The organism is Streptomyces sp. NBC_00557 (genome assembly GCF_036345995.1).
Classification (GTDB): domain Bacteria; phylum Actinomycetota; class Actinomycetes; order Streptomycetales; family Streptomycetaceae; genus Streptomyces.
Genome location: NZ_CP107796.1, coordinates 4,559,265 through 4,581,768 on the forward strand (window position 1 = coordinate 4,559,265; position 22,504 = coordinate 4,581,768).

The 22,504-nt window shown below is 73.2% G+C and carries 22 protein-coding genes; 11 read left to right on the forward strand and 11 right to left on the reverse strand.

The window, feature by feature from the left end:
- Positions 1–274 precede the first annotated feature (274 nt).
- Positions 275–1,840: a hypothetical protein gene (locus tag OG956_RS19675; RefSeq protein ID WP_330339283.1), complete on the forward strand. Its 1,566-nt coding sequence runs from the start codon at positions 275–277 to the stop codon at positions 1,838–1,840.
- Positions 1,841–1,867: 27 nt separating this feature from the next.
- On the opposite strand, the gene OG956_RS19680 is transcribed toward OG956_RS19675, so the two are convergent.
- Positions 1,868–3,193, reverse strand: coding sequence for an ABC transporter substrate-binding protein (locus OG956_RS19680; RefSeq protein ID WP_330339284.1), 1,326 nt, complete (start codon positions 3,191–3,193; stop codon positions 1,868–1,870).
- A gap of 117 nt (positions 3,194–3,310) precedes the next feature.
- Between OG956_RS19680 and OG956_RS19685 the strand changes: the two genes are divergently transcribed.
- Positions 3,311–3,811: an SCO4402 family protein gene (locus OG956_RS19685; protein ID WP_330339285.1), complete on the forward strand. Its 501-nt coding sequence runs from the start codon at positions 3,311–3,313 to the stop codon at positions 3,809–3,811.
- A gap of 79 nt (positions 3,812–3,890) precedes the next feature.
- Positions 3,891–4,772 carry a formyltetrahydrofolate deformylase gene (gene purU, locus OG956_RS19690; RefSeq protein WP_330339286.1) on the forward strand — a complete coding sequence of 294 codons (882 nt, stop codon included), beginning with the start codon at positions 3,891–3,893 and terminating at the stop codon, positions 4,770–4,772.
- A gap of 60 nt (positions 4,773–4,832) precedes the next feature.
- Here the strand turns inward: purU and OG956_RS19695 are convergent, their stop codons facing one another.
- Together OG956_RS19695 and OG956_RS19700 are read right to left on the reverse strand one after the other, a co-directional pair.
- Positions 4,833–6,254, reverse strand: a complete 1,422-nt coding sequence (locus OG956_RS19695; RefSeq protein WP_330339287.1) for a zf-HC2 domain-containing protein — start codon at positions 6,252–6,254, stop codon at positions 4,833–4,835.
- Positions 6,251–6,820, reverse strand: coding sequence for a sigma-70 family RNA polymerase sigma factor (locus OG956_RS19700; protein ID WP_330339288.1), 570 nt, complete (start codon positions 6,818–6,820; stop codon positions 6,251–6,253). Before OG956_RS19700 ends, OG956_RS19695 begins: the two co-directional genes overlap by 4 nt.
- Before the next feature lie 342 nt (positions 6,821–7,162).
- Between OG956_RS19700 and OG956_RS19705 the strand changes: the two genes are divergently transcribed.
- The 3 genes from OG956_RS19705 (at position 7,163) to OG956_RS19715 (ending at position 9,500) form a co-directional block, all read left to right on the forward strand.
- The gene (locus tag OG956_RS19705; protein WP_330339289.1) at positions 7,163–7,537 is read left to right on the forward strand and encodes an STAS domain-containing protein; all 375 of its coding nucleotides are present in this window, start codon (positions 7,163–7,165) and stop codon (positions 7,535–7,537) included.
- Positions 7,538–7,798: 261 nt separating this feature from the next.
- Entirely contained in the window at positions 7,799–8,311 is a 513-nt protein-coding gene (locus tag OG956_RS19710) for an EF-hand domain-containing protein (RefSeq protein ID WP_330339290.1), read from the forward strand.
- Positions 8,312–8,981: 670 nt separating this feature from the next.
- Positions 8,982–9,500, forward strand: a complete 519-nt coding sequence (locus OG956_RS19715) for an ATP-binding protein (RefSeq protein ID WP_330339291.1) — start codon at positions 8,982–8,984, stop codon at positions 9,498–9,500.
- A gap of 340 nt (positions 9,501–9,840) precedes the next feature.
- Here the strand turns inward: OG956_RS19715 and OG956_RS19720 are convergent, their stop codons facing one another.
- Complete coding sequence (locus OG956_RS19720) at positions 9,841–10,839, reverse strand: GlxA family transcriptional regulator (RefSeq protein WP_330339292.1); 999 nt, start codon at positions 10,837–10,839, stop codon at positions 9,841–9,843.
- Between the two features lie 71 nt (positions 10,840–10,910).
- On the opposite strand from OG956_RS19720, the gene OG956_RS19725 reads away from it, so the two are divergent.
- Positions 10,911–12,218, forward strand: a complete 1,308-nt coding sequence (locus tag OG956_RS19725) for an MFS transporter (RefSeq protein ID WP_330339293.1) — start codon at positions 10,911–10,913, stop codon at positions 12,216–12,218.
- A 67-nt stretch (positions 12,219–12,285) separates the two neighbouring features.
- Here the strand turns inward: OG956_RS19725 and OG956_RS19730 are convergent, their stop codons facing one another.
- Complete coding sequence (locus tag OG956_RS19730) at positions 12,286–13,473, reverse strand: flavin-containing monooxygenase (RefSeq protein ID WP_330339294.1); 1,188 nt, start codon at positions 13,471–13,473, stop codon at positions 12,286–12,288.
- Positions 13,474–13,747: 274 nt separating this feature from the next.
- Here OG956_RS19730 and OG956_RS19735 point away from each other — a divergent pair, with 274 nt between their 5' ends.
- Positions 13,748–14,620 carry a GNAT family N-acetyltransferase gene (locus OG956_RS19735; protein WP_330339295.1) on the forward strand — a complete coding sequence of 291 codons (873 nt, stop codon included), beginning with the start codon at positions 13,748–13,750 and terminating at the stop codon, positions 14,618–14,620.
- A gap of 40 nt (positions 14,621–14,660) precedes the next feature.
- On the opposite strand, the gene OG956_RS19740 is transcribed toward OG956_RS19735, so the two are convergent.
- The 3 genes from OG956_RS19740 to OG956_RS19750 form a co-directional block, all read right to left on the reverse strand.
- Positions 14,661–15,326, reverse strand: coding sequence for a pyridoxine/pyridoxamine 5'-phosphate oxidase (locus OG956_RS19740; RefSeq protein ID WP_330339296.1), 666 nt, complete (start codon positions 15,324–15,326; stop codon positions 14,661–14,663).
- Positions 15,327–15,336: 10 nt separating this feature from the next.
- On the reverse strand, positions 15,337–15,762 hold the full coding sequence (locus OG956_RS19745; RefSeq protein ID WP_330339297.1) for a pyridoxamine 5'-phosphate oxidase family protein: 426 nt from the start codon (positions 15,760–15,762) through the stop codon (positions 15,337–15,339).
- A 206-nt stretch (positions 15,763–15,968) separates the two neighbouring features.
- Entirely contained in the window at positions 15,969–16,586 is a 618-nt protein-coding gene (locus OG956_RS19750; protein ID WP_330339298.1) for a LysE family translocator, read from the reverse strand.
- A gap of 82 nt (positions 16,587–16,668) precedes the next feature.
- Here OG956_RS19750 and OG956_RS19755 point away from each other — a divergent pair, with 82 nt between their 5' ends.
- Positions 16,669–17,121 (forward strand): Lrp/AsnC family transcriptional regulator, encoded by a 453-nt coding sequence (locus tag OG956_RS19755; protein ID WP_330339299.1) that lies wholly within the window; start codon positions 16,669–16,671, stop codon positions 17,119–17,121.
- 85 nt (positions 17,122–17,206) lie between these two features.
- Here OG956_RS19755 and OG956_RS19760 read toward each other — a convergent pair whose 3' ends face one another.
- Positions 17,207–17,842, reverse strand: coding sequence for a TetR family transcriptional regulator (locus tag OG956_RS19760; RefSeq protein WP_330342890.1), 636 nt, complete (start codon positions 17,840–17,842; stop codon positions 17,207–17,209).
- A gap of 134 nt (positions 17,843–17,976) precedes the next feature.
- On the opposite strand from OG956_RS19760, the gene OG956_RS19765 reads away from it, so the two are divergent.
- Positions 17,977–18,729, forward strand: a complete 753-nt coding sequence (locus OG956_RS19765) for a VOC family protein (RefSeq protein WP_330339300.1) — start codon at positions 17,977–17,979, stop codon at positions 18,727–18,729.
- A gap of 180 nt (positions 18,730–18,909) precedes the next feature.
- Complete coding sequence (locus tag OG956_RS19770) at positions 18,910–21,255, forward strand: serine/threonine-protein kinase (protein WP_330339301.1); 2,346 nt, start codon at positions 18,910–18,912, stop codon at positions 21,253–21,255.
- A gap of 142 nt (positions 21,256–21,397) precedes the next feature.
- Here the strand turns inward: OG956_RS19770 and OG956_RS19775 are convergent, their stop codons facing one another.
- Positions 21,398–21,604 carry a DUF397 domain-containing protein gene (locus OG956_RS19775; RefSeq protein ID WP_330339302.1) on the reverse strand — a complete coding sequence of 69 codons (207 nt, stop codon included), beginning with the start codon at positions 21,602–21,604 and terminating at the stop codon, positions 21,398–21,400.
- Positions 21,585–22,436 carry a helix-turn-helix domain-containing protein gene (locus OG956_RS19780; RefSeq protein ID WP_330339303.1) on the reverse strand — a complete coding sequence of 284 codons (852 nt, stop codon included), beginning with the start codon at positions 22,434–22,436 and terminating at the stop codon, positions 21,585–21,587. Before OG956_RS19780 ends, OG956_RS19775 begins: the two co-directional genes overlap by 20 nt.
- Between the last annotated feature and the right edge of the window lie 68 nt (positions 22,437–22,504).

Sequence of the window (22,504 nt, forward strand, 5' to 3'; positions counted from 1 at the left end):
CGGCCCCGCGGTGCGCATGAACCCGGCCCCGCGGTGCGCGTGAACCCGGCCCCGCGGTGTGCGTGAACGGGGGGCCGTGGCCGCGTGAACGCGCGGCGAACGGCGTCCGGAGCGTGAAGGGCGCGCAAAGCGGCCTATACCAGCACACCGCGGGAGCGGTTCTGTAATCGCCGTCACAGGGAAGAAGATCGCGCCCTGAGCTGCATGGCACCCGGCTCGGGGGACCCGGTAGCGTGAGCCCGATTCACAAGGTCCCCCATTAGTAGGAGTCCCGGTGACGCAGAGTGGACAGGGCGAGGAGCCCTCGGCGCGGCCCGCGCGCGAAGGCATCGTGCTGCCCTCCGACGGAGGCGAGCCCCTGCTGCCCGGCATGACCGGCGCGCCCGCCCCCGCCACGGCCGCCCCGGCAGGCGGACAGGCCTGGGGCGGATCCTGGGGGCCCGAGCAGCAGCCGCGCCGGCCGGACCAGGGCCTCCCCCCGGCGGCGGCCCAGCAGTGGCACTCCCCGGAATCCCCGCACCAGCAGCCGCCGGCCGCGAACCCCGGCCCGCTGCCGCCCGAGGGCGCTCCGGCCCCGTCGTACGGGCAGCCGGGCTACGGTCAGGGCGGCGGCTACGGCACCGGGCAGCAGCCCGGATACGGCGCGGCGCCCGAGCCGTACCAGCAGCAGCACCAGCATCAGCCGCAGCCGTCGTACGCGCAGCCGCCCGCCCCGCTGCCCCCGGCGGACGAGGGCGCGACGCAGTACATACCGCCGGTGCAGGCGGCTCCCGACGAGGGCGCCACGCAGTACCTGCCACCGGTCCCGGGCGCCCCCGCCGACGAGGGCGCGACCCAGTACCTCCCGCCCGTGGCCCCCGGTGCGCTGCCGCCCGAGTCGCAGGGCGAGGAGACCCGCTACCTCGGCCGCGCCACCCAGCAGCCGCCCGCGCCGTCCGACGCCGAGGCCACCCAGTACATCCCGCCGTACGCCGCGCAGGCGCAGCACCAGGCGCAGGGCGCGGACCGGCCGTCGCCGGACGGGTTCGACCACCTCTTCCGGGGCGGCCCCGCGGGCGGTGACGGCCCGGCCGGGGCCACCCAGCAGATGCCGCGCGTCCAGCAGCCGGACGCGTACCCCGGCGGCCCGGCCCGCCCGCCGTACGGTGCGCAGCAGCCCTCCTACGGCGCGCCGCAGCCGTCGTACGCCTCCGCGCACGACGACGACCCGCCCCGGACCCGCTCGCGGGTGCCGCTGATCGCCGCGATCGGCGTCGGCATCGTCGTCATCGGGGTGGGCGCGGGCGCGCTGCTCAGCGGCGGCGGCACGGACCAGGGCACCGACGGCAAGACGGTCGCGGCCACCTCGGCGGCGCCCGGCGACAGTTCCGGGCCCGCCGCCGACCCGGCCCGGCAGCAGGCGGTCGAACTGGACAAGCTGCTCGCCGACAGCGGCAGCAGCCGCGCCACGGTGATCAAGTCGGTGGCCGACGTCAAGAACTGCACCGACCTCGACACGGCCGCCTCCAGCCTGCGCGACGCGGCCAGGCAGCGCGGCGACCTGGTGACCCGGCTCGGCAAGCTGTCCGTGGACAAGCTCCCGGACAACGCGGCCCTCACCGCGGCGCTGACCAGGGCCTGGCAGGCCTCCGCCGCCGCAGACAGCCACTACGCCGCCTGGGCCGACCAGGCCAAGAACCGCAAGGTCTGCCGCAAGGGCCACGCCCGCGTCACGGGCGAGACCCAGGCCGGCAACCGGGCGAGCGGCACCGCCAGCGCGCAGAAGGTGAAGGCGGCGGCGCTGTGGAACGCGATCGCGCGGAAGTACGGCCTGACCCAGCGCCAGCCGACCCAGCTGTGACGCCGTGAGGGGACGCGTCGGCGGGCGTCACTGCACGTCGGCGTTCTCCAGGACCGAGGTCATGTCGGTGCTGCCGTCGAACCCGCCGATGCCCTTGCGGGCCGCGACCAGCCGGCCGTCCTGCACCACCTGAAGGGTGACGTCGGCGTTGACCATGCGCGGGAAGCCGACCGCGGCCAGCTTGCTGGAGTAGGACCAGTGCAGGGGCGGGGTGAGACCGCCGGTGGAGACCCGCAGGCCGCCGTCGAGGGTGCGCCGCACGGAGTCGGCGGTCACCTCGCCGCCGCCGATCTTGTCCAGGACGGCCTTCAGCACGGTGTACGCGATCCACGTCGTCTGCACCCCGGCGTCCGCGGGGTCGATGCGGTTGTCGCCGAACGCCTCCTGGTCGATCACCTTCTTCATCGGGGCCCAGCGCGAGTCCGACGCCGGCGGGTACCAGCCGGTGATGTACGCCCCCTCGTACGGCCCCGACGCCCCGCCGGTGGCGTTGATCACGGTCTGGTCGACGCTGCCGAGCACGGTCGCGAGCCGCACCGGGGGGAAGTTGTCGCGCTCGCGGCGGAAGGAGTCCATGAAGGTGTCGGTGCGGTCGCCGAGCGCGGGGACCACGCAGCCCTTCTTCGCCAGGTCCCGGGTGGCGAAGCGCAGCGCCTGGTCGGCCTTGTCGCCGTACTCGGTGGCGTCCTCCTGGGCGAGCTGGTCGCCGGCCTTGGCGTGTCCGCCGGCCCGCAGCCCGGCGTCGAGCAGCACGGGCAGCTCGTCGCCGGCGATGCTGTCGGGCCGGACCAGGGAGATGGTGCCGCAGGCCGCCGCGAGGGCCTTGCCGAGACCGGCGAGCAGGGCGGGCTGGCCGCCGTTGACCGGGTACGACATCTGCCCGGTGAACTCGTCGTTGGTGACGCCGTAGCCGCCGATGTAGGGGATGCCGGCGCCTTCCAGCGGGGCGGAGTAGGAGTCGGTGAACTGGCTGTAGGAGCCGACGACCGCGACCACGTTCTCGTCGGCCGCGTACCGGGCGCACCTGGCGGCGCCCACGCTGTCGTTGTGGTCGTTGCAGGTGAGGACCTGCAGCCTGCGGCCGTCGATGCCGCCGTTCGCGTTGATCCACTTGGCGTAGGCGAGGGCCATCGCGGGCATGCCGGGCTTGTTGGTGGCGTCGGTGTCCTGTGGGGCCCAGGTCATGACCTTGATCGGGTCATCCCCGGAGCCCCCCGTGGCACCGGGGATGACCCCGCATCCGGCGGTGAGCGACGCACACAGAGCCAGTGCTCCCGCCGTCAGGGCGGTGGCTCTGCCGGGGCGGAGAGAGGTCTGGAGGAAAGTACGGATCGCGCGTCGCCTGCCGGTCATGTGCACGCACGATTCCCTCACATGACGAACCCGTGAGTGACCCAGAGTCAACCGAAGGTGACAGGGAGGTGAATTACAGGGGCCGGTGAGGCTGGTGTGACAGGGAACGTACGATCGATGACCGTGCAAGGTTCGGAGAACTCTTCCCGTCGTGGCCGTCGCTCCTCCACCATGGGCGGCATGCCCCTAAGCGACATGCCGTGGTGGCGCTGGCGCAGCAACGTGCGCTCGGCGCTGCACATGCTCTCCGACCCGGTGTTCCAGCGGGACGTCTGGCTGGCCGGCGTGGACGGGTACGGCGACGTCACCGACGCCGTCTACCGGCTGGTGGAGGACACCTGGCTGGACAACTGGTCCGCCGAGAAGTACGTCGGCACGATCTTCCGGGACTCGCAGGAGGCGGCCCTGGTGGACACCGCCGTGCTGCGGGTGCTGCGGATCATGCACCAGGTCGGCCCGGACGCGCCGGTCTCCGCCTACCTCGACCACCCGGGCTGGCCGGAGGCGGTCCGCGCGGCGCGGGACGCGCATGTCCGGATGACCGTGAGCGACGGCGAGGACCCGGACGCGCCGCCGAAGACCCTGGAAGTCCTGCGGATCCTGACCCGGACCGCGTAGGCGCCGCCGTACCGCCGCGCCGTCCCGCCCTGCGGGACGATCGTCCCTGGCGGGCGTCCGACGTGAGAACCTGTAGGGCATGAACGAGCAGTCCGCGCCTGCCGCCGCCCCGGCCGACCAGTACGTCCTCACCCTGTCCTGCCCGGACAAAAAGGGCATCGTGCACGCCGTGTCGAGCTACCTCTTCATGACCGGCTGCAACATCGAGGACAGCCAGCAGTTCGGCGACCACGACACGGGCCTGTTCTTCATGCGCGTCCACTTCTCGGCCGAGGCGCCGGTGACGGTGGACAAACTGCGGGCGAGCTTCGCGGCGGTCGGCGACTCCTTCCACATGGACTGGCAGATCAACCGGGCCGACGAGAAGATGCGGATCCTGCTGATGGTCAGCAAGTTCGGGCACTGCCTGAACGACCTGCTGTTCCGGGCGCGGATCGGGGCGCTGCCGGTGGAGATCGTGGGCGTGGTCTCGAACCACACCGACTTCGAGGAGCTGGTGGGCTCCTACAACGTTCCCTTCCACCACATTCCGGTGACGAAGGACACGAAGGCGGACGCCGAGGCGAAGCTGCTGGAGATCGTCCGCGAGGAGGACGTCGAACTGGTCGTCCTCGCCCGCTACATGCAGGTCCTCTCGGACGACCTGTGCAAGCAGCTCAGCGGCCGGATCATCAACATCCACCACTCCTTCCTGCCGAGCTTCAAGGGCGCGAAGCCGTACCACCAGGCGCACGCCAGGGGGGTCAAGCTCATCGGGGCGACGGCGCACTACGTGACCGCCGACCTGGACGAGGGGCCGATCATCGAGCAGGAGGTCGAGCGCGTCGGCCACGGCGTGACGCCGGACCAGCTGGTCGCCGTGGGCCGGGACGTGGAGTGCCAGGCGCTGGCGCGGGCGGTGAAGTGGCACGCGGAGCGCCGGATCCTCCTCAACGGCCGCCGGACCGTGGTCTTCGCCTAGCAGCTCGGCCCCCTCCCGCGCCCACGGCGCGCCTCGGGCGCGGTGTGTCTCCGGGGTGGTCTACATCCGGCTCAGTCCGGCCGTGGCGAACAGGACGTCTCTGATCGCCTCCCGGTCGCCCAGCTGGCCGGCCGCCGCGTCCTCCGGGGAGATCCGGCCGGCGGCCAGCCGGCAGAACTCCACGCCGTCCAGCGCCACATGGGCCACCTCGTGCTCCGCGGAGCCCACCGCCGCCGGTGAGTCCAGCGGGATCAGCCACTCCCCGCCGGCGTGGCCCTCGATCTCCAGCCTCAGGCTGCGGCCGGGCTCGCCGGCGACGTTGAGGTGGCGCCCGCGGCCGGGCGAGGCCAGCCCCGCCTGCCGGCGTTCCGCCAGCGCCGCGGGCAGCATCCGGGCCGCGAGGTCGATCATCGTGTGCAGGTGGCGCGGCGCGGGCGGCCCGTAGGGGTAGTCCACCGCCTCCGCGATGTCCTCGGCGTGCACCCAGCACGCGAAGGCCCGGTCCAGCATCGCGTCGTGCAGCGGCAGTTCGAAGTCGCCGTACGACACCGTGAGCCCGCCGGAGTGGCCGCCGGTGAACGACACCGTCCGCACCAGGCTGTGGCTCTGCTCCCGCCAGGGCCCGCGCACCGAGCGGCTCGGCGGGAAGCGGGAGGTCCGCCAGAACGCCTCGGTGCGCTCCTGCGGGCCCACCGCGCGCCCCTCGGCCACCTCGCCGACCTCGGCCAGCGGGTCCGGAAGGCCCAGCCCGACCGCGATCAGCCCGTCCACCGACAGCAGGTGCGCGATCACCCCGGCCACGGTCGTACGACGGCTGCGCGCCGTGTCGGACTCGAACCACCGCAGCCGCACCGGCGCGTGCCACTCGGCGCGCCCGAAGTCCTGCAGCAGCGCGTCCAGGCGCGCGGTCTCGGCGTCGTACGGCACCGCCCACCCCGGGACCGGGATGCGCGGCGGACGGCGCTCCAGGCAGCTCTCCAGGACGCGGCTGCGCAGCGCCGGGTCCAGGTCGAGGCTCTCGGGCTGGTGCAGCAGGCCGACCGCCTCGCGCAGCCGGCGGGCCTCGTCGGCGCAGCTTCCGCAGGAGCCCAGATGCTCCTCGACGGCCGCCGTCTCCGCCGCCGAGCAGGCGGCCAGCGCCCAGGCGCCGAGGAGCGATTTCAGGACGTCGTGCGGCAGGTCGAGCGGCACGGGCACGAGGTCGTCGACGCCGGCGGGACCGGGCAGCGGACGCCCGTCGTCCTCGACGGAGGCGCGGGGCGTCGGTATGCGCGCCGGCCGGTCCGGCTCAGAGCCGCCGGCGCCGTGCGGCTCGTGGCCCGAGCCGCCGTCGCCACCCGCGTCGCGGTGACCGGTGTCACTCCGCCCGCCGGCTCCGCCGTACCCCTCGCGCCGCTTCTCCTCGCCGTGCTCCTGCCCTTGCCCCTGTCCGGCGTGCTCATCGTGCTCGTCCCTTGCCTCGAACCGTCCCGCTCCGCTCACAGCGCGCCCCCGTGTTCCGGCGGGGTGCCTGCGTCGTGGGCGGTGGACAGGAGTTGCAGGCCGAGGCGGAGCCGGCGGCGGGCCTCGTCCTCGGTGACACCGAGGTCGGTGGCGGTCTGGCGGTAGTCGCGGCGCTGGAAGTAGGCCAGGTCGAGGGCGGCGCGCAGCGGGGCGGGCATGGAGTGGACGATGTAGTCGGCGCGGGCGGCGACCGAGGCGCGGCGCACCTTGCGTTCCAGTTCCGCCAGGGAGCCGCCGCCCTCCGGCAGCGCGGCGGTCTCGCTGGCGCGCAGCCGCTCCACGGCGAGCCGCCGGGTCACCGCGGCGACCCAGCTGCGCAGGGGGCCCTTCCTGGGGTCGTAGGTCTCGGGGTGCTCCCAGAGGTGGGCGAAGACCTCGCGGGTGAGGGCGTCGGCGGCCTTGTCGTCGGCGAGGACGCGGTGGGCGAGGCCGTGCACCAGCGAGGCGAAGCGGTCGTACAGCTCGCCCAGGGCGGCCGCCTCGCCTCGGGCCAGCCGCTGCTGCATCTTGCGGTCCCAGCGGGGCGGTACGTCCTTCTCGGCCATGCGGTCCCCTCCCCTCACCCGTGTCCGACCCGTCCAGCCTGTCCGCGCTGTCCTGTCGAATGTAGTCGGCACGCCTGACAGCGCACGCCCCTTTGTGTCAATGCGCGCCCCTCGAAGCGCCGCAGGTGATAGTGCCCTCTTCACATAAGCTTCACACGGCCCCTGTGTATCTATGATCGAACGGGATCGATAGTGACCGAAACAAGCCACTTGTCGATCACGTCTGGTTTGCCGTCAGACGTTTCAGGGAACGGCCGCTGGGCAGCCGCGCGGAAGCAAGCGTAGGAACTGCTTCCGTTTCCGGGCGGTTCCGGAAGTTCCGGCGAGCGGAGGGGCAGGGACGTGGCATTCAAGGTGACCGGCGTCGAACGCGGCGAGTGGGCCGTGCTCCGGGTGACCGGGGAACTGGACCTGATGACCTCGCCGGTACTGCGGCAACATGTGCACGACGTCGTGGCCGACGGCCACCACAGCCTCGTCGTGGACCTCTCCGACGTGTTCTTCTGCGACTCCAGCGGCGTCGGCGTCCTCGTCGCGGCCCGCCGGCTGATCCGCTCCTGCCAGGGCCGGCTCCGGCTCATCCTGCCCGACCGGGGCGCCGAGGACGGCTCGCACGTCAACCGGGTCCTCGGAGCGCTCGGCGTCCGCCGCCTCTTCGACGTCCGCCCCGACCTCGAGTCCGCGACGACCGACGAGGCGGGTCCGCTGTCGGCCTGACCCCCGCGCCGCTGATCGCGGCGTCCGCGTTCCCACGCCGCTGATCGCGGCGTCCGCGTTCCCGCTGGGCCTTTCCCGGCCTGCCGCGACGCCGTCGGTGCCGTTGCGACATGGCCACACTGTTGTCGCGGAATTCTCCCGGTCTTGGCACAACCGCCGGGTCACGGCCATCCCGGGGCCATGCGCGTCATACGCTCCCTGCGAGGTGGCCCGTCCACCCGCCCCACGCCCGAGACGCACACGTAAGGCGGCCCGACAGACATGGTCAGCACCGAGTACGAGCGCAGGATCGCCGCCCGGTTCGCCACGTTCGACCAGGACGGCAACGGCTGGATCGACCGCGAGGACTTCAACGCGGCGGCCAAGGCGCTCCTCGCCGAGTTCTCCGTCACCGCGCGCTCCGACAAGGGGCAGGCGCTGTACGCGGGAGCGGAGGCGTTCTGGCAGGGCATGGCCGGGATCGCGGACCGGGACGGCGACCAGCGCATCACCCGCGAGGAGTTCGTCACCGGCGCGGTCAAGCGGCTGCGCGACAGCCCCGAGCGCTTCGCCGAGATCGCCCGCCCGTTCCTGCACGCGGCCCTCGCCGTGGCGGACACGGACGCCGACGGCCGCGTCACGGTCGCCGACACCGCCCGCGTCCTGCGCTGCCTGCACGTCCCCGCCGGCCTCGCCGGCACCGTGGCCGCGGCCCTCGACGCCGACGGCGACGGCGCCATCACCGAGCCGGACATCATCCCGGCGTTCTCGCGCTACTTCACGGTCGCGGAATAGCGGTCCCGCCGTTTCCCGCGCCCGGCGCCGGACAGCACGGGGCACCGCCCTGTGCGTGCGGGGGAGCCGGCCGTGCCATGACGCCCGGACGTGCGCGCAGTTCGCGAGGTGCCGTCACCGGCGCGAAGCCGGTGCCGCGATCGCCCGCACCGCGCCGCGCCGCCCAAAACCGTTGGCCAAGATGTCGCGGATCGTGGCACGCCGGTTTCACGGAGCGTCGATACCGGGTTGTGTCCTTCGCGGGGCTCGTCACATCCCGGAGTCGGCCGTCCCCTCCGGTACCTTGTGTGGGATGCGAGTGGCGGCGAGCGCGAGCCGGTCCGGCGGTGCCCCTGGGGCGGTGCCGGATCGCGCGGTGCGCGGCGCTGTTCGCGGGGCGATGACGGCTTCGGCCGACGCCCGTTCGACTCCCCCGCACGAGCGTCGCACAGTATGCCGCACGCGTACTCCTTCGCGCTGGAATATGCCCGAAGCGCTTGTTGGGGTGACTGTACGTCAACCATGCTGTCGTCCAAGGGAGTCACGTTCCGTGACCCTTGCTCTGGCCGTTGTTCTGGCCATGCAGAAAATGGCTACGATCGTGGCCCTCGTGATCGCCGCCGCGGCCCGGAGCTTCGCGGCGGCACGGTGGCGTGGGGTCGCGAGTCCGCCGGTTCGGATGGTGTGAGCGGTGCAGGTGCTTCAAGTGCAGCTGGAGATCCGGCCCGACCCCACGGAGGTGGGACGGGCGAGGAGGTGGGCCCGCTCGCGGCTCGCCGGACTCGGCATAGCGGCCGACGAGCCGCTCGCCGAGACCCTGATCCTGCTCGTCTCCGAACTGGTGACCAACGCCGTGGTGCACACCGGCCACGCGGCCGTGCTCCGGCTCTCCCTGCCGGGCGCGACGGCCGTGCCGCCGGCCGAGGCCGCCGTGCCGCCGGCGGCGCCCGCGGCGGGCACCGTGCGCGTGGAGGTGGCCGACGGCAGCTCCCGCGCCCCCGTGCCGCGGTGCGCCGGCAGTGACGCGACCGGCGGCCGGGGCCTGGCCCTCGTGGACTGCCTGGCCGATCGCTGGGGCTGGAGCCCGGAGGGTGCCGGCAAGAGCATCTGGTGCGAACTGGACCGCTGCGCGCGGCCCGGACAGAGCGCAGCGGTGGAGTACGGGAGCGGGCTGTCCGCATACGAGGGCTTCGCCTTCGAGGCGGTGTAGCACCCGGCGCGGCGGTGCGCCGGAGGTGCATCCGTGCGCGGGCGCCGCGAACAGGGCGTACGTAACAAATCCCCGTACCGGCGTTGACGTCCCGTGACCGGCCGAACACGCTTGTGGGCGACGATTCGCCGCGAGGGGACGGCGAGGGCCTGGCGACGGCGGCTCTCGCCGAGTGTGGGTCGGCACCTGGTGGGCGGCGCGTGCGCACGGCAGTGGGGGGAGGCGCGCCGCCCGCCCTTCGGTGCGCGCACCGTCTTTCCACAGACTGTGGACAACTCTTCGGACTGCCGGAGCCGGCCGCGCGGTTCGCCGGAGACCGGCCCGGGTGGCGCGGCCGTGCTCAGGCCCGGGCGCCCGTCCGGAACGTCCGGCGGTAAGCGGTCGGCGTCACCCCGAGCGCCTGCTGCAGATGCTGGCGCATCGACTGGGCCGTGCCGAAGCCCGCCGCGTGGGCCACCTGCTCGATGGACAGGTCGGTGGTCTCCAGCAGATGGCGGGCGCGTTCGACGCGCTGCTGGGTGAGCCACTGGCCGGGGCTGATTCCGACCTCCTCGCGGAACCGGCGGGTGAAGGTGCGCACCGACATGGCCTCCTGCTCGGCCATGTCCCGCAGTTGGATCGGCTCGTGCAGGCGGCCCAGCGCCCAGGCGCGGGCGGCGGTGGTGGTCGACAACTGCGGGTCGGGCACCGGCCGTTCGATGTACTGGGCCTGTCCGCCGTCGCGGTGCGGCGGTACGACCGTGCGCCGGGCGACGTCGTTGGCGACCGCGGTGCCGAAGTCGCGGCGCACCATGTGCAGGCACAGGTCGATCCCCGCGGCCACCCCGGCCGAGGTGAGCACGTCGCCGTCGTCGACGAACAGCACGTCCGCGTCCACCTTGACCCGCGGGAAGAGCCGCTGGAAGCGGTCGGCGTCGGCCCAGTGCGTGGTCGCCGGGCGGCCGTCGAGGTATCCGGCGGCGGCGAGGACGTACCCGCCGGTGCAGATGGAGGCGAGCCGGGTGCCGGGGCGGATGCGGGCGAGGGCGGCGGCCAGCTCGTCGGTGAGCCGGCCCTCCTCGAAGACCGGGCCGAGTTCGTACGACGCCGGGACGATCACCGTGTCGGCGCCGGCCAGGGCCTCGGGGCCGTTGGGGACGTGCACGGCGAAGTCGGCGTCGGTCTCCACCGGGCCGGGCGGCCGCACCGAGCAGGTCACGACCTCGTACAGGTGCCGCCCCTGCTCGTCCTTGGGGCGGCCGAAGATGCGGTGCGGGATGCCCAGTTCGAAGGGGAGCAGGCCGTCGAGGGCGAGGACGGCGACCCGGTGCGGACGGAAGCCGTCGGCGGCAGCGGTCATGGCCCGATCCTAGCGAATACTGACCCTCGGGCCACTCGTTGTGCGCGCATGGAAAAAGGACGCTGTATGACGTGACTCAGACAAGCCCAGCCGCAGCCCCCGTCCAGGCCGCCCCGCCCGCCCGGCGCCGCCGCGTGCACCGCGCCTGGTCCGTCGCCGCCGTCACCTTCGTCACCATCATCGGCGCGGCCGCCTTCCGCTCCCTGCCCGGCCTGCTCATCGACCCGCTGCACCAGGAGTTCGGCTGGTCGCGCGGCACGATCGGCGCGGCCGTCTCCATCAACCTCGCGCTGTACGGCCTCACCGCGCCCTTCGCCGCCGCCCTGATGGACCGCTTCGGCATCCGCCGGGTGGTCGCCGTCGCGCTGACCGTCATCGCGGCCGGTTCGGGTCTGACCGTGTGGATGACGGCCGCCTGGCAGCTGTGGCTGTGCTGGGGTCTGCTGGTCGGCCTCGGCTCCGGCTCGATGGCGCTCGCGTTCGCCGCGACGGTCACCAACCGCTGGTTCACCGAGCGGCGCGGCCTGGTCAGCGGCATCCTGACCGCCGCGTCCGCCTCCGGCCAGCTGATCTTCCTGCCGGTGCTGTCCTGGCTGACCGAGCACCACGGCTGGCGCCCGGCCGCCGTCACGGTGGCCCTGGCCGCGCTCGCCGTGGTCCCCTTCGTCTGGATCCTGCTCCGCGACCACCCCGCCGACATCGGGCAACGGCCGTACGGCGCGATGGAGTTCGTGCCCAAGCCGGCCCCGGTCACCGGCGCCGCCCGCCGCACCCTGAAGGTTCTCGCCACCTCCGTCCGCACGGGCACGTTCTGGCTGCTCGCCGGGACCTTCGCGATCTGCGGCGCCTCCACCAACGGCCTGGTCCAGACCCACTTCGTGCCCGCCGAGCACGACCACGGCATGCCGGTCACCACGGCGGCCTCGCTGCTGGCGGTCATCGGCGTGTTCGACGTGGCCGGCACGATCGCCTCCGGCTGGTTCACCGACCGCTTCGAACCCCGCCGCCTGCTCGCCGTGTACTACGCCCTGCGCGGCGTCTCCCTGGTCTTCCTCCCCATGCTGCTGGGTCCCGCCGTCCACCCTCCGATGCTCTTCTTCATCGTCTTCTACGGCCTCGACTGGGTCGCCACCGTCCCGCCGACCCTCGCCCTGTGCCGCGAGAACTACGGTGACGACAGCGCCATCGTCTTCGGCTGGGTCCTCGCCTCCCACCAGGTCGGCGCGGCCCTCGTCGCCTACCTCGGCGGCCTCGCCCGCGACGTGTCCGGCTCCTACGACCTGGTCTGGTACGCCTCCGGCACCCTCTGTGCGGCAGCGGCCCTGATGGCCCTGGTGATCCGCCGGGCGCCCGCGCCCCCGGCTTTGGCCGTGTCCTGAGCGTGCCCGTCAGGCGCCACCCGGAGCTGACGGTCCGTCAGGACGCAGAGCGCGGTGGCCCGGCACGTCACCGGGCCGTGCGCAGGTGCTTCGCCACCGCCTTCGCGATCTTCCCGGCGTCTCGCGCCAGTTCGCGGAGCATGCCGCTGATGGGGTTGGTGTAGCCGGTGAAGTAGAGCCCGGGCGCCCCGGCGGGCGTGCGGCCGCCGTGGGCGAGCGGCCTGCCGCGCTCGTCCAGTACGCCGAGATGCCCGACCAGGCCCTCCAGTGCCCGGGTGTATCCGGTCGCCGCGATCACCGCGTCCGGTTCGATCCGGCTGCCGTCGGCCAGGACCACCTTGCCGTCCTCGAAGGAGTCGACGGCGGCCACGATCTCCACCCTGCCGCCGCGCACGGCGTCGATCAGGCCGACGTCCTGCACCGGGATGGCGCCCTCCTTGACCCTGCTGTACAGCCCGGTGTCCGGGCGGGGCAGGCCGTGGGCGGACAGGTCGGGCAGGGCGGCCCTGGCCTGGAGCCGGGACAGCCGGTCCACGAACCGCACCGGCAGCCGCCGTACCAGCACGCCCGAGTACTGCGCGGGCCAGCCCAGCGTCGAACGGCGCACGATGTGCGGCACGGTCCGCACGGCCAGCCGCACCCGCGCGGCGCCGCCCTCCACCAGGTCCACGGCGATCTCGGCGCCGGTGTTGCCGACGCCGACGACCAGGACGTCCCGGCCCGCGTAGGGCGCGGCGTTGCGGTAGGCGCCCGCGTGCAGGAACTCGCCGCCGTAACTCTCCAGTCCGGGCCAGTCGGGGATGCGCGGGGTGTGGTTGTAGCCGGTGGCGACGACCACCGCGCTGCCCGTCAGCTCGCGCCCGCCGGAGGCGTGCAGCAGCCAGCCGGCGCCGTCCTCGGCCCGGTCGACGCGGAAGACCTCCACGCCGGTGACGATCTCCAGCTGGTGGTGCTCGGCGTACTTCTCCAGGTAGCGCACGACATCGTCACGGGAGACCCAGCGCCCGAACCTGCGGGGGATCTTCAGGCCGGGCAGGGCGGACAGCCGCCGGGTGGTGTGCAGACGGAGCCGGTCGTAGTGGCCGCGCCAGGAGTTGCCCACCCGGTCGGCCTTCTCCAGCACCACCGCCCGTATGCCCCGTGCGCGCAGTGCACAGGCGGCGGCCAGGCCGCCCGGACCGGCGCCGATGACGTACACCGGGCGGTCTGCGGGGGTGGCGGAGAGCTGCGCGGAAGCGGAACGGGAGTCGGCCATGCTCGGGAGCGTAATCACGCACCCGGTTGATGGGTCTCGGTCAAGACCGGAATTGGTTGCGGATTGATCACGGGTGGGGGAGGAGTGGGCGGGACCGGTGTCGCAGGGCGGCCGGTTGTGACGGTACGGCGATCGTCCCCGCCCCGGCCGCAGACGGGCGCCGCTCGAAGCTTGCCGGCTCGACGGCCTTGCCGGTGGAGGCGGCCCGGCGGACCGGGCCCGCGGCCGGAGAAAACCGGGTGCCGTCCCGGAACAGGGGGCCGATCATGGCCGTATGCGCCCCGAGAACTGGCAACTCACCCACGACCTCGACGAGTTCCTCTCCCGCGCGGGTGACTTCCTGTGCTCACGGCCTGCCCTGCACACGGTGCCGCTGACGGTGACGGACGCGCTCGCGCGCCGCGGGCTGGACTTCTACGGCGCCGAGCCCCCGCTCTTCGGTGTCCTGGACGACGGCACGGTCCGCGCGGCCCTGCTCCACACGCCGCCCCACCCGCCGCACGTCACCGCGCTCACCCCGCCGGAGGCCGACGCCCTGGCAGTCCGGCTCGCGGAGCTGGACCGGCCGGTGTCCGGCGTGTCCGGCCCGCGGGAGTCGGCGGAGGCCTTCGCGGCCGCCTGGCAGCGCCGCACCGGTACGGCGGCCGCCGTCCGGCAGCGTCAACGGCTGTACCGGCTGGCCGGGTTGACCGTGCCGCAGCCGGCGCCCGCCGGTCGGGCGCGGATCGCCGGGACCGCGGACCGCGAGCTGCTGATCCGCTGGAAGGACGCCTTCGACGCGGACACCGGGCACGGCGTCGGCACGGACCCGGCCGCGTGGGCCGACGCGCGGATCGCCGAGGGCGGCACCACCCTCTGGGAGACCCCGGACGGCACCCCGGTCTCCCTGGCCGGAGTCACCCCCGAGACCGCGGGGCAGGTCCGCGTCGCCCCGGTCTACACCCCGGCCGGCCTGCGCGGACGCGGATACGCGGGCGCGGTCACGGCCGAGGTGAGCCGGGCCGCGCGGGCGGCGGGCGTGCGGGAGATCCTCCTCTTCACCGACCTCGCCAACCCGACGAGCAACGGGCTGTACCAGCGCATCGGCTACCGGCCGGTGGCGGACTTCGCGGTGTGGGGGTTCTCCGGGCGCGCGACGGACGGCTGAACCGGGCGGGAGAGCGCAGGCCGTCGCCGGGTGCGCCCGGTCACGGCCACAGCAGCGCCCTGCTCCAACCGAACTCCGTGCTCCGGTACTCCAGCCGTACGTGCCGCCTGTCCGCGTCCCCCTGGAAGAACTCCACCGTCTTCGGGCGCAGCCGGTACAGCGTCCAGGTGGGGGACGGTTCGTCGGGGTGGGCGCGGGCCCGTTCCCAGGCCGCGTCGGACGCCCGCCGCAGCTCGTCGAGCGAGGCCAGCTCCTCGCTCTGCCGGCCGGTGAGCGCCGCGGCCAGCGCGCCCGTCGAGCGGGCGTGCAGATCGGCCTGGCTCTCCTCTGCCGGCGCCGCCGTCACCGGTCCCCGCAGCCGCACCTGGCGGCCCAGCACCGGCCAGTAGAAGGCCAGGGCCGCGTACGGGTGGGCGCTCAGGGCCCGGCCCTTGCGGCTGGAGACGTGCGTGGCGAAGGACCAGCCGTCCGCGTCGGCGCCGTGCAGCATCACGATCCGTACGTCCGGCGTCCCCTCCCGGTCCACCGTGGCCAGCGACATCGTGTGCGGCTCCGGCTGCCCGGCCGCCACCGCGTCCGCGAACCAGTGCGTGAACAGCGCCAGCGGCGTCGGCGGGGCGGTGTCCGGGTCGAAGGGGCGCAGCTCGGTCGTCCCCGGGTCCCATACCCGCAGCGACCTCAGCAGTGCGGGGAGATCAGTGCCCATGCCCCCATGGTCACACCTGGCCGAGATCCGACGACACCCACCGCTCCGGACGCATGTGGATCACCACCTGCTCGCCGTGGTTCTTCCAGGCGAAGTCCACATAGCCGTCCACCTTCTCGGCCGGCAGATAGCGCGCCGACATCCGCCGCAGCTCCTCGATCGTCGCCGGAGCCGTCCTGACCACGGGCCCCTCCACCGACACGTACCTGATGGTCGGCTCCAGCCGGTCGACCATCAGTGAGAACCGGCCCGCCTCGCCGATCAGGCGGTTCTTGCGGGACTCCAGTCCCGTCATGATCCACGCCTCGCCGCCCGGCTCGTACCAGTACCAGATCGGCACCGTCAGCGGCGCCCGCCCCGGCCCCGCGTCCACCGCCAGCGCGGCCACATGGGCCTCGGCCAGGAACGCCTCTCGCTCCTCGCGGGTCAACGCCATGTCCCTCATCCTCCTGCGGCTCGTCCGTGGCCGGGCAACACCGGCCGACAGCAGGCGTCTTCCCGCGCGGGCGGCCGGCCGACCGGTTCCGGCCGAGCACCACCGTCCCGGACGAACAGAACCAGCCTCTCACCCCGGGCGGCGGGAACAGGTCCCGTTCCCTCACGTGTTGGGCAGGCGGCCCGCCCCGGGCCCGCCCGGCGGAGCTACACCGTGGTGAGCCGCTCCGCCAGCAGCACCGCGCCGATCCCCACCATCGCCGCCCCCGACGTCCGCGCGACCGCCCGGGCCGCGGCCGGCCTCGCCGACAGCAGCGCACGCGACACCGCGCCGACCACGACGTACACCACCGCACAGCACCCCATGTGGAGCAGCCCGAGCGCCGCCGTCTGGACCGGGACCGGCAGGTGGGCGCCGCGCAGGGTGAGGAACTGGGGGAGCACGGAGAGGTAGAGCAGCAGCCCCTTGGGGTTCAGCCCGCTGATCGTGGCCCCGCGCAGGAAGAGCCCCTTGGCGTCCGCGGTGTCCTCCGCCGCGCCCGGCACGGCCGGGCGGCGCAGCACGCCCCAGCCCAGCCACAGCAGGTACCCGGCGCCCGCCACCGTCAGGGCCGTCAGCAGTTTCGGGGAGCCCGCCACCAGGACCGCGAGGCCGGCCGCCGCCAGCGCCGTGTGCAGGGCGTACCCGCAGACCAGGCCGGCCACCGCGCGCGGTACCGGGCCACGGCGCAGGGCGGTCGTGATGACGTACGCCCAGTCGGCGCCCGGTACGCACACCAGCAGCAGGTCCACGGCGAGGAAGGAGAAGAGCAGTCCCGAGTCCATGCCGGCGACATTAGGCGTGAATGGCCCGAAAGTGTTCCCGAAGTTTGCCGGGCTCTGGCGCATGTGGGGGAGAATCTTCCTCATGGACGACGTGGACCGGAAAATCCTTGCCGAGCTGCAGCAGGACGGGCGGCTGACCGTGACCGAGCTGGCGGCACGGGTGCGCCTGAGCGTCTCGCCCTGCCACCGCCGGCTGCGCGAGCTGGAGCGGTCCGGCGCCATCGCGGGATACCGGGCGGTGGTGGACCCGGCGGCGCTCGGGCTGAACTTCGAGGCGCTGGTCTTCGTGTCGATGCGGCAGGAGGACCGGGACACGGTCGCCGAGTTCGAGCGGGCGGTCGGCGAGCTGGAGCACGTCCTCGACGCCCAGCGGCTGTTCGGCGAGCCCGACTACCTGCTCCGGGTCGCCACCGCCGACCTCGCGGCCTTCCAGCGGCTGTACGACGAGCGGCTGGCCACCCTGCCGGGTGTGCAGCGGCTGACCTCGACGCTGGTGATGAAACACGTGGTGCGGGACCGGCCGCTGCCCGCATAACACGGCAGGCGGCAGCTCACCAGGGTGAACTGCCGCCTGCCAGACAGGACTTCGGCTCAAAGGCAGAGGGCGCGGCGGGCGTGGGCTACTTGCTCGGCTTCCTTCCGGTCACCCCCAGGTGGACCAACAGCGCGAGGTTCGGCTTGAGTTCGGCCGGCTTCACACCCCAGGACGAGAAGCCCTTCTGGTGCGCCGCCACCGCCGCGAGCATGGCGACCAGGGAGCCGGCCACCGCGGCCGGGTTCACGTCCTTGTCGACCCTGCCCTTGGACTGCAGCTCGGCGATCGAGTCGGACAGGGGGCCGTTCACCGAATTGAGGATCTTCATGCGGATCTTGTAGAACCGTTTATCCCCTTCGGCCGCGCCGAGGTCGACCACCCGCAGGATGGCGTCGTTCTTCCGCCAGAACTCCAGGAACCCGTCCACGAGTTCCTGCGCGGTCTGCCACCCCGACTTCCCGGCCCAGGACCGTCCCTCGAGCAGCTCGGACAATCCGGCGCCCTCGGCCGCCATTTGCTCGGCGATCTCCAGGACGGCGCCTTCGACGTCGGGAAAGTACTGGTAGAAGGTCGCGGGCGAAGTTCCCGCCTTCCGGGCGACATCGATGACCTTGACGTCCCGGTAGGGGGAGGAGCTGAGCATCTCGCTGAGGCAGTCGAGCAGCTTCTGCCGGGTCGCCTGCCCACGCCGGCCGGCCACGCGGCCGTCGACGGTACGCACTTGTCCTGTCATGCCGTCAGCTTACCGAGGGGTGATCTGAGCGCGATTCGGCCGACTGCAAATGGGGTGCACGGGTGCTCTGGGAGTGGTGTGCCTGGTCTGCGGGGTGCGGGCGTCCCGGTTACTTTGACGGCATGGCCGAAAACAGGGCGTCCGGGAACGAAGAGGCCGAGGAGGCCGCCGAGGTGTACGCGGAGGGTGTGCCCTGCTGGGTGGACGCCCAGCTCGCCGACGTCGAGGCGGGCAAGCGGTTCTACGGTGAGCTCTTCGGGTGGACCTTCCAGGACGCGTACGGCTCCTCGGTGTGGGCCCTGCTGGAGGGGGACCGGGTCGCCTCCCTCGCGCCCAAGATCGACGGCCGGATGCCCACCGTCTGGACGGTGTCGTTCGCCACCCCGGACGCCGAGGCCCTCGGCCGGCGGATCACCGCGGCCGGCGGGCAGGTGGTCATGGCCCCGTTCCCGGTCGGCGACCTCGGCGTCGCCGCCCTCGCCACCGACCCCGGCGGCGCGGTGTTCGCGCTGTGGCAGCCGGGCCGGCACCGGGGCTTCGAGCGCCGGCACGAACCGGGCACCTTCGTCTGGGCCGAGCTGTACACCCGGGACATCGCCGCCGCCAACGCCTTCTACGGCGGCCTCTTCCACGACGCCCTCTTCGGCGAGGGCGCCGAGCCCGACTTCGGCCGCGCCGACGTCACCGAGGTCTTCCCGGCCGAGTATCCGCCGCACTTCCTCACCCACTTCCGCGCCGCGGACCTGGAGGACGCGCTCGGGGCCGTCCAGCGGCTCGGCGGCCGGGTGCAGGCGCCACCCTTTGAGACGTCGTACGGACGAGTGGCCGTCGTCACCGACAATCAGGGGGCGTCGTTCGCACTGCTGCAGCGCTGATTTCGCCCGCTTTGGGGTGATTGAGAGCGAGACATCCCTCTTGTCGCCGGGTTCGCAACCAGCCGCCCGGCCAGGAAGAATCTGGGGTGCGTGCCGCCACGGCGGTGCGGTGGTGAGACGCTGCACTTCGGTCGCGTACATATGTGGGTGACGCGGCTCGTACGGGGAGGTGGCAGGCAAGTGGTGGATCAGCTGACGCAGCACGATCCGCGGCGGATCGGGCCGTTCGAGGTGCTGGGCCGGCTGGGTGCCGGCGGCATGGGGCTGGTCTATCTCGCGCGCTCGGCGTCCGGCCGGCGCGTGGCGATCAAGACGGTGCGCACCGAGCTGGCCGAGGACCAGCTGTTCCGGGTGCGCTTCACCCGCGAGGTGGAGGCGGCCCGCGCGGTCTCCGGCTTCTACACGGCGGCCGTCGTGGACGCCGACCCGCGCGCCGCCGTGCCCTGGCTCGCGACCGCGTACGTCCCCGCGCCCTCCCTCGAGGAGATAGTGAACGACTGCGGGCCGCTCCCGGCCCAGGCTGTGCGCTGGCTTGCCGCGGGCGTCGCGGAAGCCCTCCAGTCCATCCACGGCGCCGGGCTGGTCCACCGCGACCTGAAGCCGTCCAACGTGCTCGTGGTCGAGGACGGCCCCCGGGTGATCGACTTCGGCATCGCCTCCGGCGTCTCCAACACCCGGCTGACCATGACGAACGTCGCCGTCGGCACCCCCGCCTACATGTCGCCGGAGCAGGCCAAGGACTCCCGCAGCGTCACCGGCGCCAGCGACGTCTTCTCCCTCGGCTCCACCCTCGTCTTCGCGGCCACCGGCCACCCGCCCTTCCACGGCGCCAACCCGGTCGAGACCGTCTTCATGCTGCTGCGCGAGGGCCCGGACCTCACCGGCCTGCCCGACGAGCTGCGCCCGCTGATCGAGGCCTGCATGCAGATGGAGGCCTCCGCCCGGCCCACCCCGGCCGACCTCCAGGCCCAGCTGGCGCCCCACCTCTTCGGCTCCGGCTCCGACGACAGCGGCACCGCCTCCGCCTGGCTGCCCGAGAAGGCGGTCGCCCTCATCGAGGCCCGCAGCCGCGGCAGCCGCCCCGCCGCCAAGCCCGCCCCGGCCCCCACCGGCGGCCCCCGCAGCGGCGGCCGCGCGGCCGTGCCCCCGCCGCCCCCCTACGACCCGCCGCCGGTCCCCGCCCCGGCCGTCGCCCCCGACACCGGCCCGGTCCGCCTCGCCGGCGCCGCCGTGCCCATCGGCCCCGGCCCGCGCGTCGCCGACGCCCGCGCCGCCGCCGTCAAGGCGCCCCCGCCGGAGGCCGGCCTGGTCGCCCACTGGTCCCGGCCGCGCCCCGGAGTCGCCGGCGCCGATCCTGCCGTACCGGCGGCGCCGCCCCAGCCCCCGGAGACGGCGAGCGGCTGGCGGCCCTGGCGGTTCCGCATGTCCAACGAGGTCTGGGGCACCCCCTCGGTCGACGGCGACCTGGTGTACGTCACCTCCTTCGAGGTGCACGCCCTGGACGTGGCCACCGGCCGGCGCCGCTTCAAGACCAGGGACGTCGCCTGGTCCATGGCGGTGGCGGACGGCCGTATCCACGCCTCCGACGGCCCGACCCTGTTCGCCCTGGACGCCCGCGAGGGCACCGACCTGTGGCGGCTGTCCACGGACGCCTGGGTGTACTCCCTCAACGCCGACCGCGGCACCGTCGTCACCGGGACCCGGGGCGGCGGCGTCCAGGCCTGGGAGGCGTCGAACGGGCAGAAGCTGTGGGAGATCGCCGGCTGCCAGACCGACTTCGAGTCACCCGAGTCCGGGCCCCTCGTCCACGAGGGCACGGTGTACGTCTGGCAGGACGCCCGGCTGCGCGCCCTGGAGGCCCGCACCGGCGAGGAGCGCTGGTCGTACCCGGTCGGCGACGCGGCCTCCTGCGGCGGCGTACCGGTCCGCCTCGCCCCGGCTCCCGACGGTTACGTCTACGTCTCCGCCGGCACCCGCGTCCTCGCCGTCGAGGCGGCGAGCGGCATGGTCCGCTGGCACTTCGAGGCCCCCGCGGTCTTCCTCAGCCCGCCGGCCTTCGCCCCCGGCCCCGCGGTCACCGGCGGCGGCGTCTACCTCGCCGACTACCTGGGCACCGTCTACGCCCTCGACGCCACCGACGGCCGCGACCGCTGGCGCATCGCCACGGAGGCCCGCTCCTCCATCGAGCCGGTGCTCGTCGCGGCCGGCCATGTCCACGTGGGCAGCGGCAAGGGCCTGTACACGCTGGACGCGGTCACCGGCACGCCCAAGTGGCGCTTCCAGGCAGGCGGCGACGTCGTGGGCGCACCCGCGGTGGCGGAGGGCCGTATCCACTTCGGCTCCACCGATCACCTGCTCTACACGCTGAAGGCGGACGACGGCCGCCTCCGCTGGAAACTGGCCACCGGCGGCGAGATCACCGGCTCCCCGGTCGTCAGAGACGGCGTGGTGTACGCCTGCAGCAAGGACCGCTGCGTGTACGCCCTGGACGCGGAGAAGGGCACGGGAACGGCCCGCACGGCGTGAGCGCGGGCCGGTATGCCGAGGAAGGGGCGCGTGACGGCCGTCGTGCCGGGGGTCACGGAAGGGTTCCGGACGGCGGCCGTCCCAGGACTGACGCTACCGGCTGTACGCGAGACGCGCCATACGGTCACTCAGCGTATCGGGGTCAGCCCTTGAGGGAGTCGAGGAAGACGCTCCACGCGAGGGGGCGGAAGAGGAGTACGGGGCCGTCCTGGGCCTTCTTCGAGTCGCGGACGGGGATCACGGTGCCGGGGTGAGCGTCGGCCACTTCGACGCACTCGCCGCCGGTGCCGTTGCTGTAGCTGCTCTTGCGCCACACGGCCGTGTTCAGGTCAATCCCGGTGCTTGCCATCTCGGTAGTCCTCTGCCGCAGCCTCGATGATCGCAAGGGACGCCTCAGGCGGCAGTGCGGCGGCCCTGAGCAGATCGTACGACTCACGGTACTGCTTCACGAGCAGTGGATAGTCGATGAGTTGGCCGCTGTGCAGGGACTCGGTGTACACGACCGGCGGTGCGTCCGCGAAGGTCATGAACCTGGTCGTGCCCATCATGAACGGATGGGCTCCGGTGGTTTGCGGGACGATCTGCAGAATGGAGTGAGTGTTCCGGACCACCTGCGCGATGTGCTCCAGCAGTTCGGCCATCAGTGCATCGGGAAGGGCGGGTCGCCGGATCAGGGACTCGTCCAGGATTGCCCAGAACTTCGGCGGGTTCTCCGAGTCGAACAGCTTGGCCCGTTCCCTGCGGGCGTTGACCTTCTCCTCGACCTCCTTGTCAGAGGCCCGAGGCATGGCGGCACGAACGATCGCGCGGGCATAGGACGACGTCTGCAGCAGACCCGGCACCAGCATCGGCGCCCAGTCATCGATCGTCTCCGCGTGCCGCTCCATCTCCGCCACGTCCGCGAAGTACTCCGCATGCCCCGACTGCCGTGCCCTGCGGGCGTCTTCACAACGCCGCTCGAAAAACCCGTCCGTCTTCAGCACCTTGTCGACGTGCCGGGCCAGATCCATCGGCATGCGCCGCTCACCGCGCTCGATCTGGCTCAGAAAGGGCACGCCCCGGAAGCTCCCCTCGGCCAACTGCTCCAGGGTGAGTCCGGCCAGTTCCCGTCGATAGCGCAACTCGGCGCCGTAGAAGGAGGGGACGTTGGCCGATGCGTCGGGGTCCTTGCGTGGGGGCACAACTGATCACCGCCGTTTGCCAGTTGCTCTGCGTAGCCGAAAGCCCTTCAAACGGTACCGGGACAGGC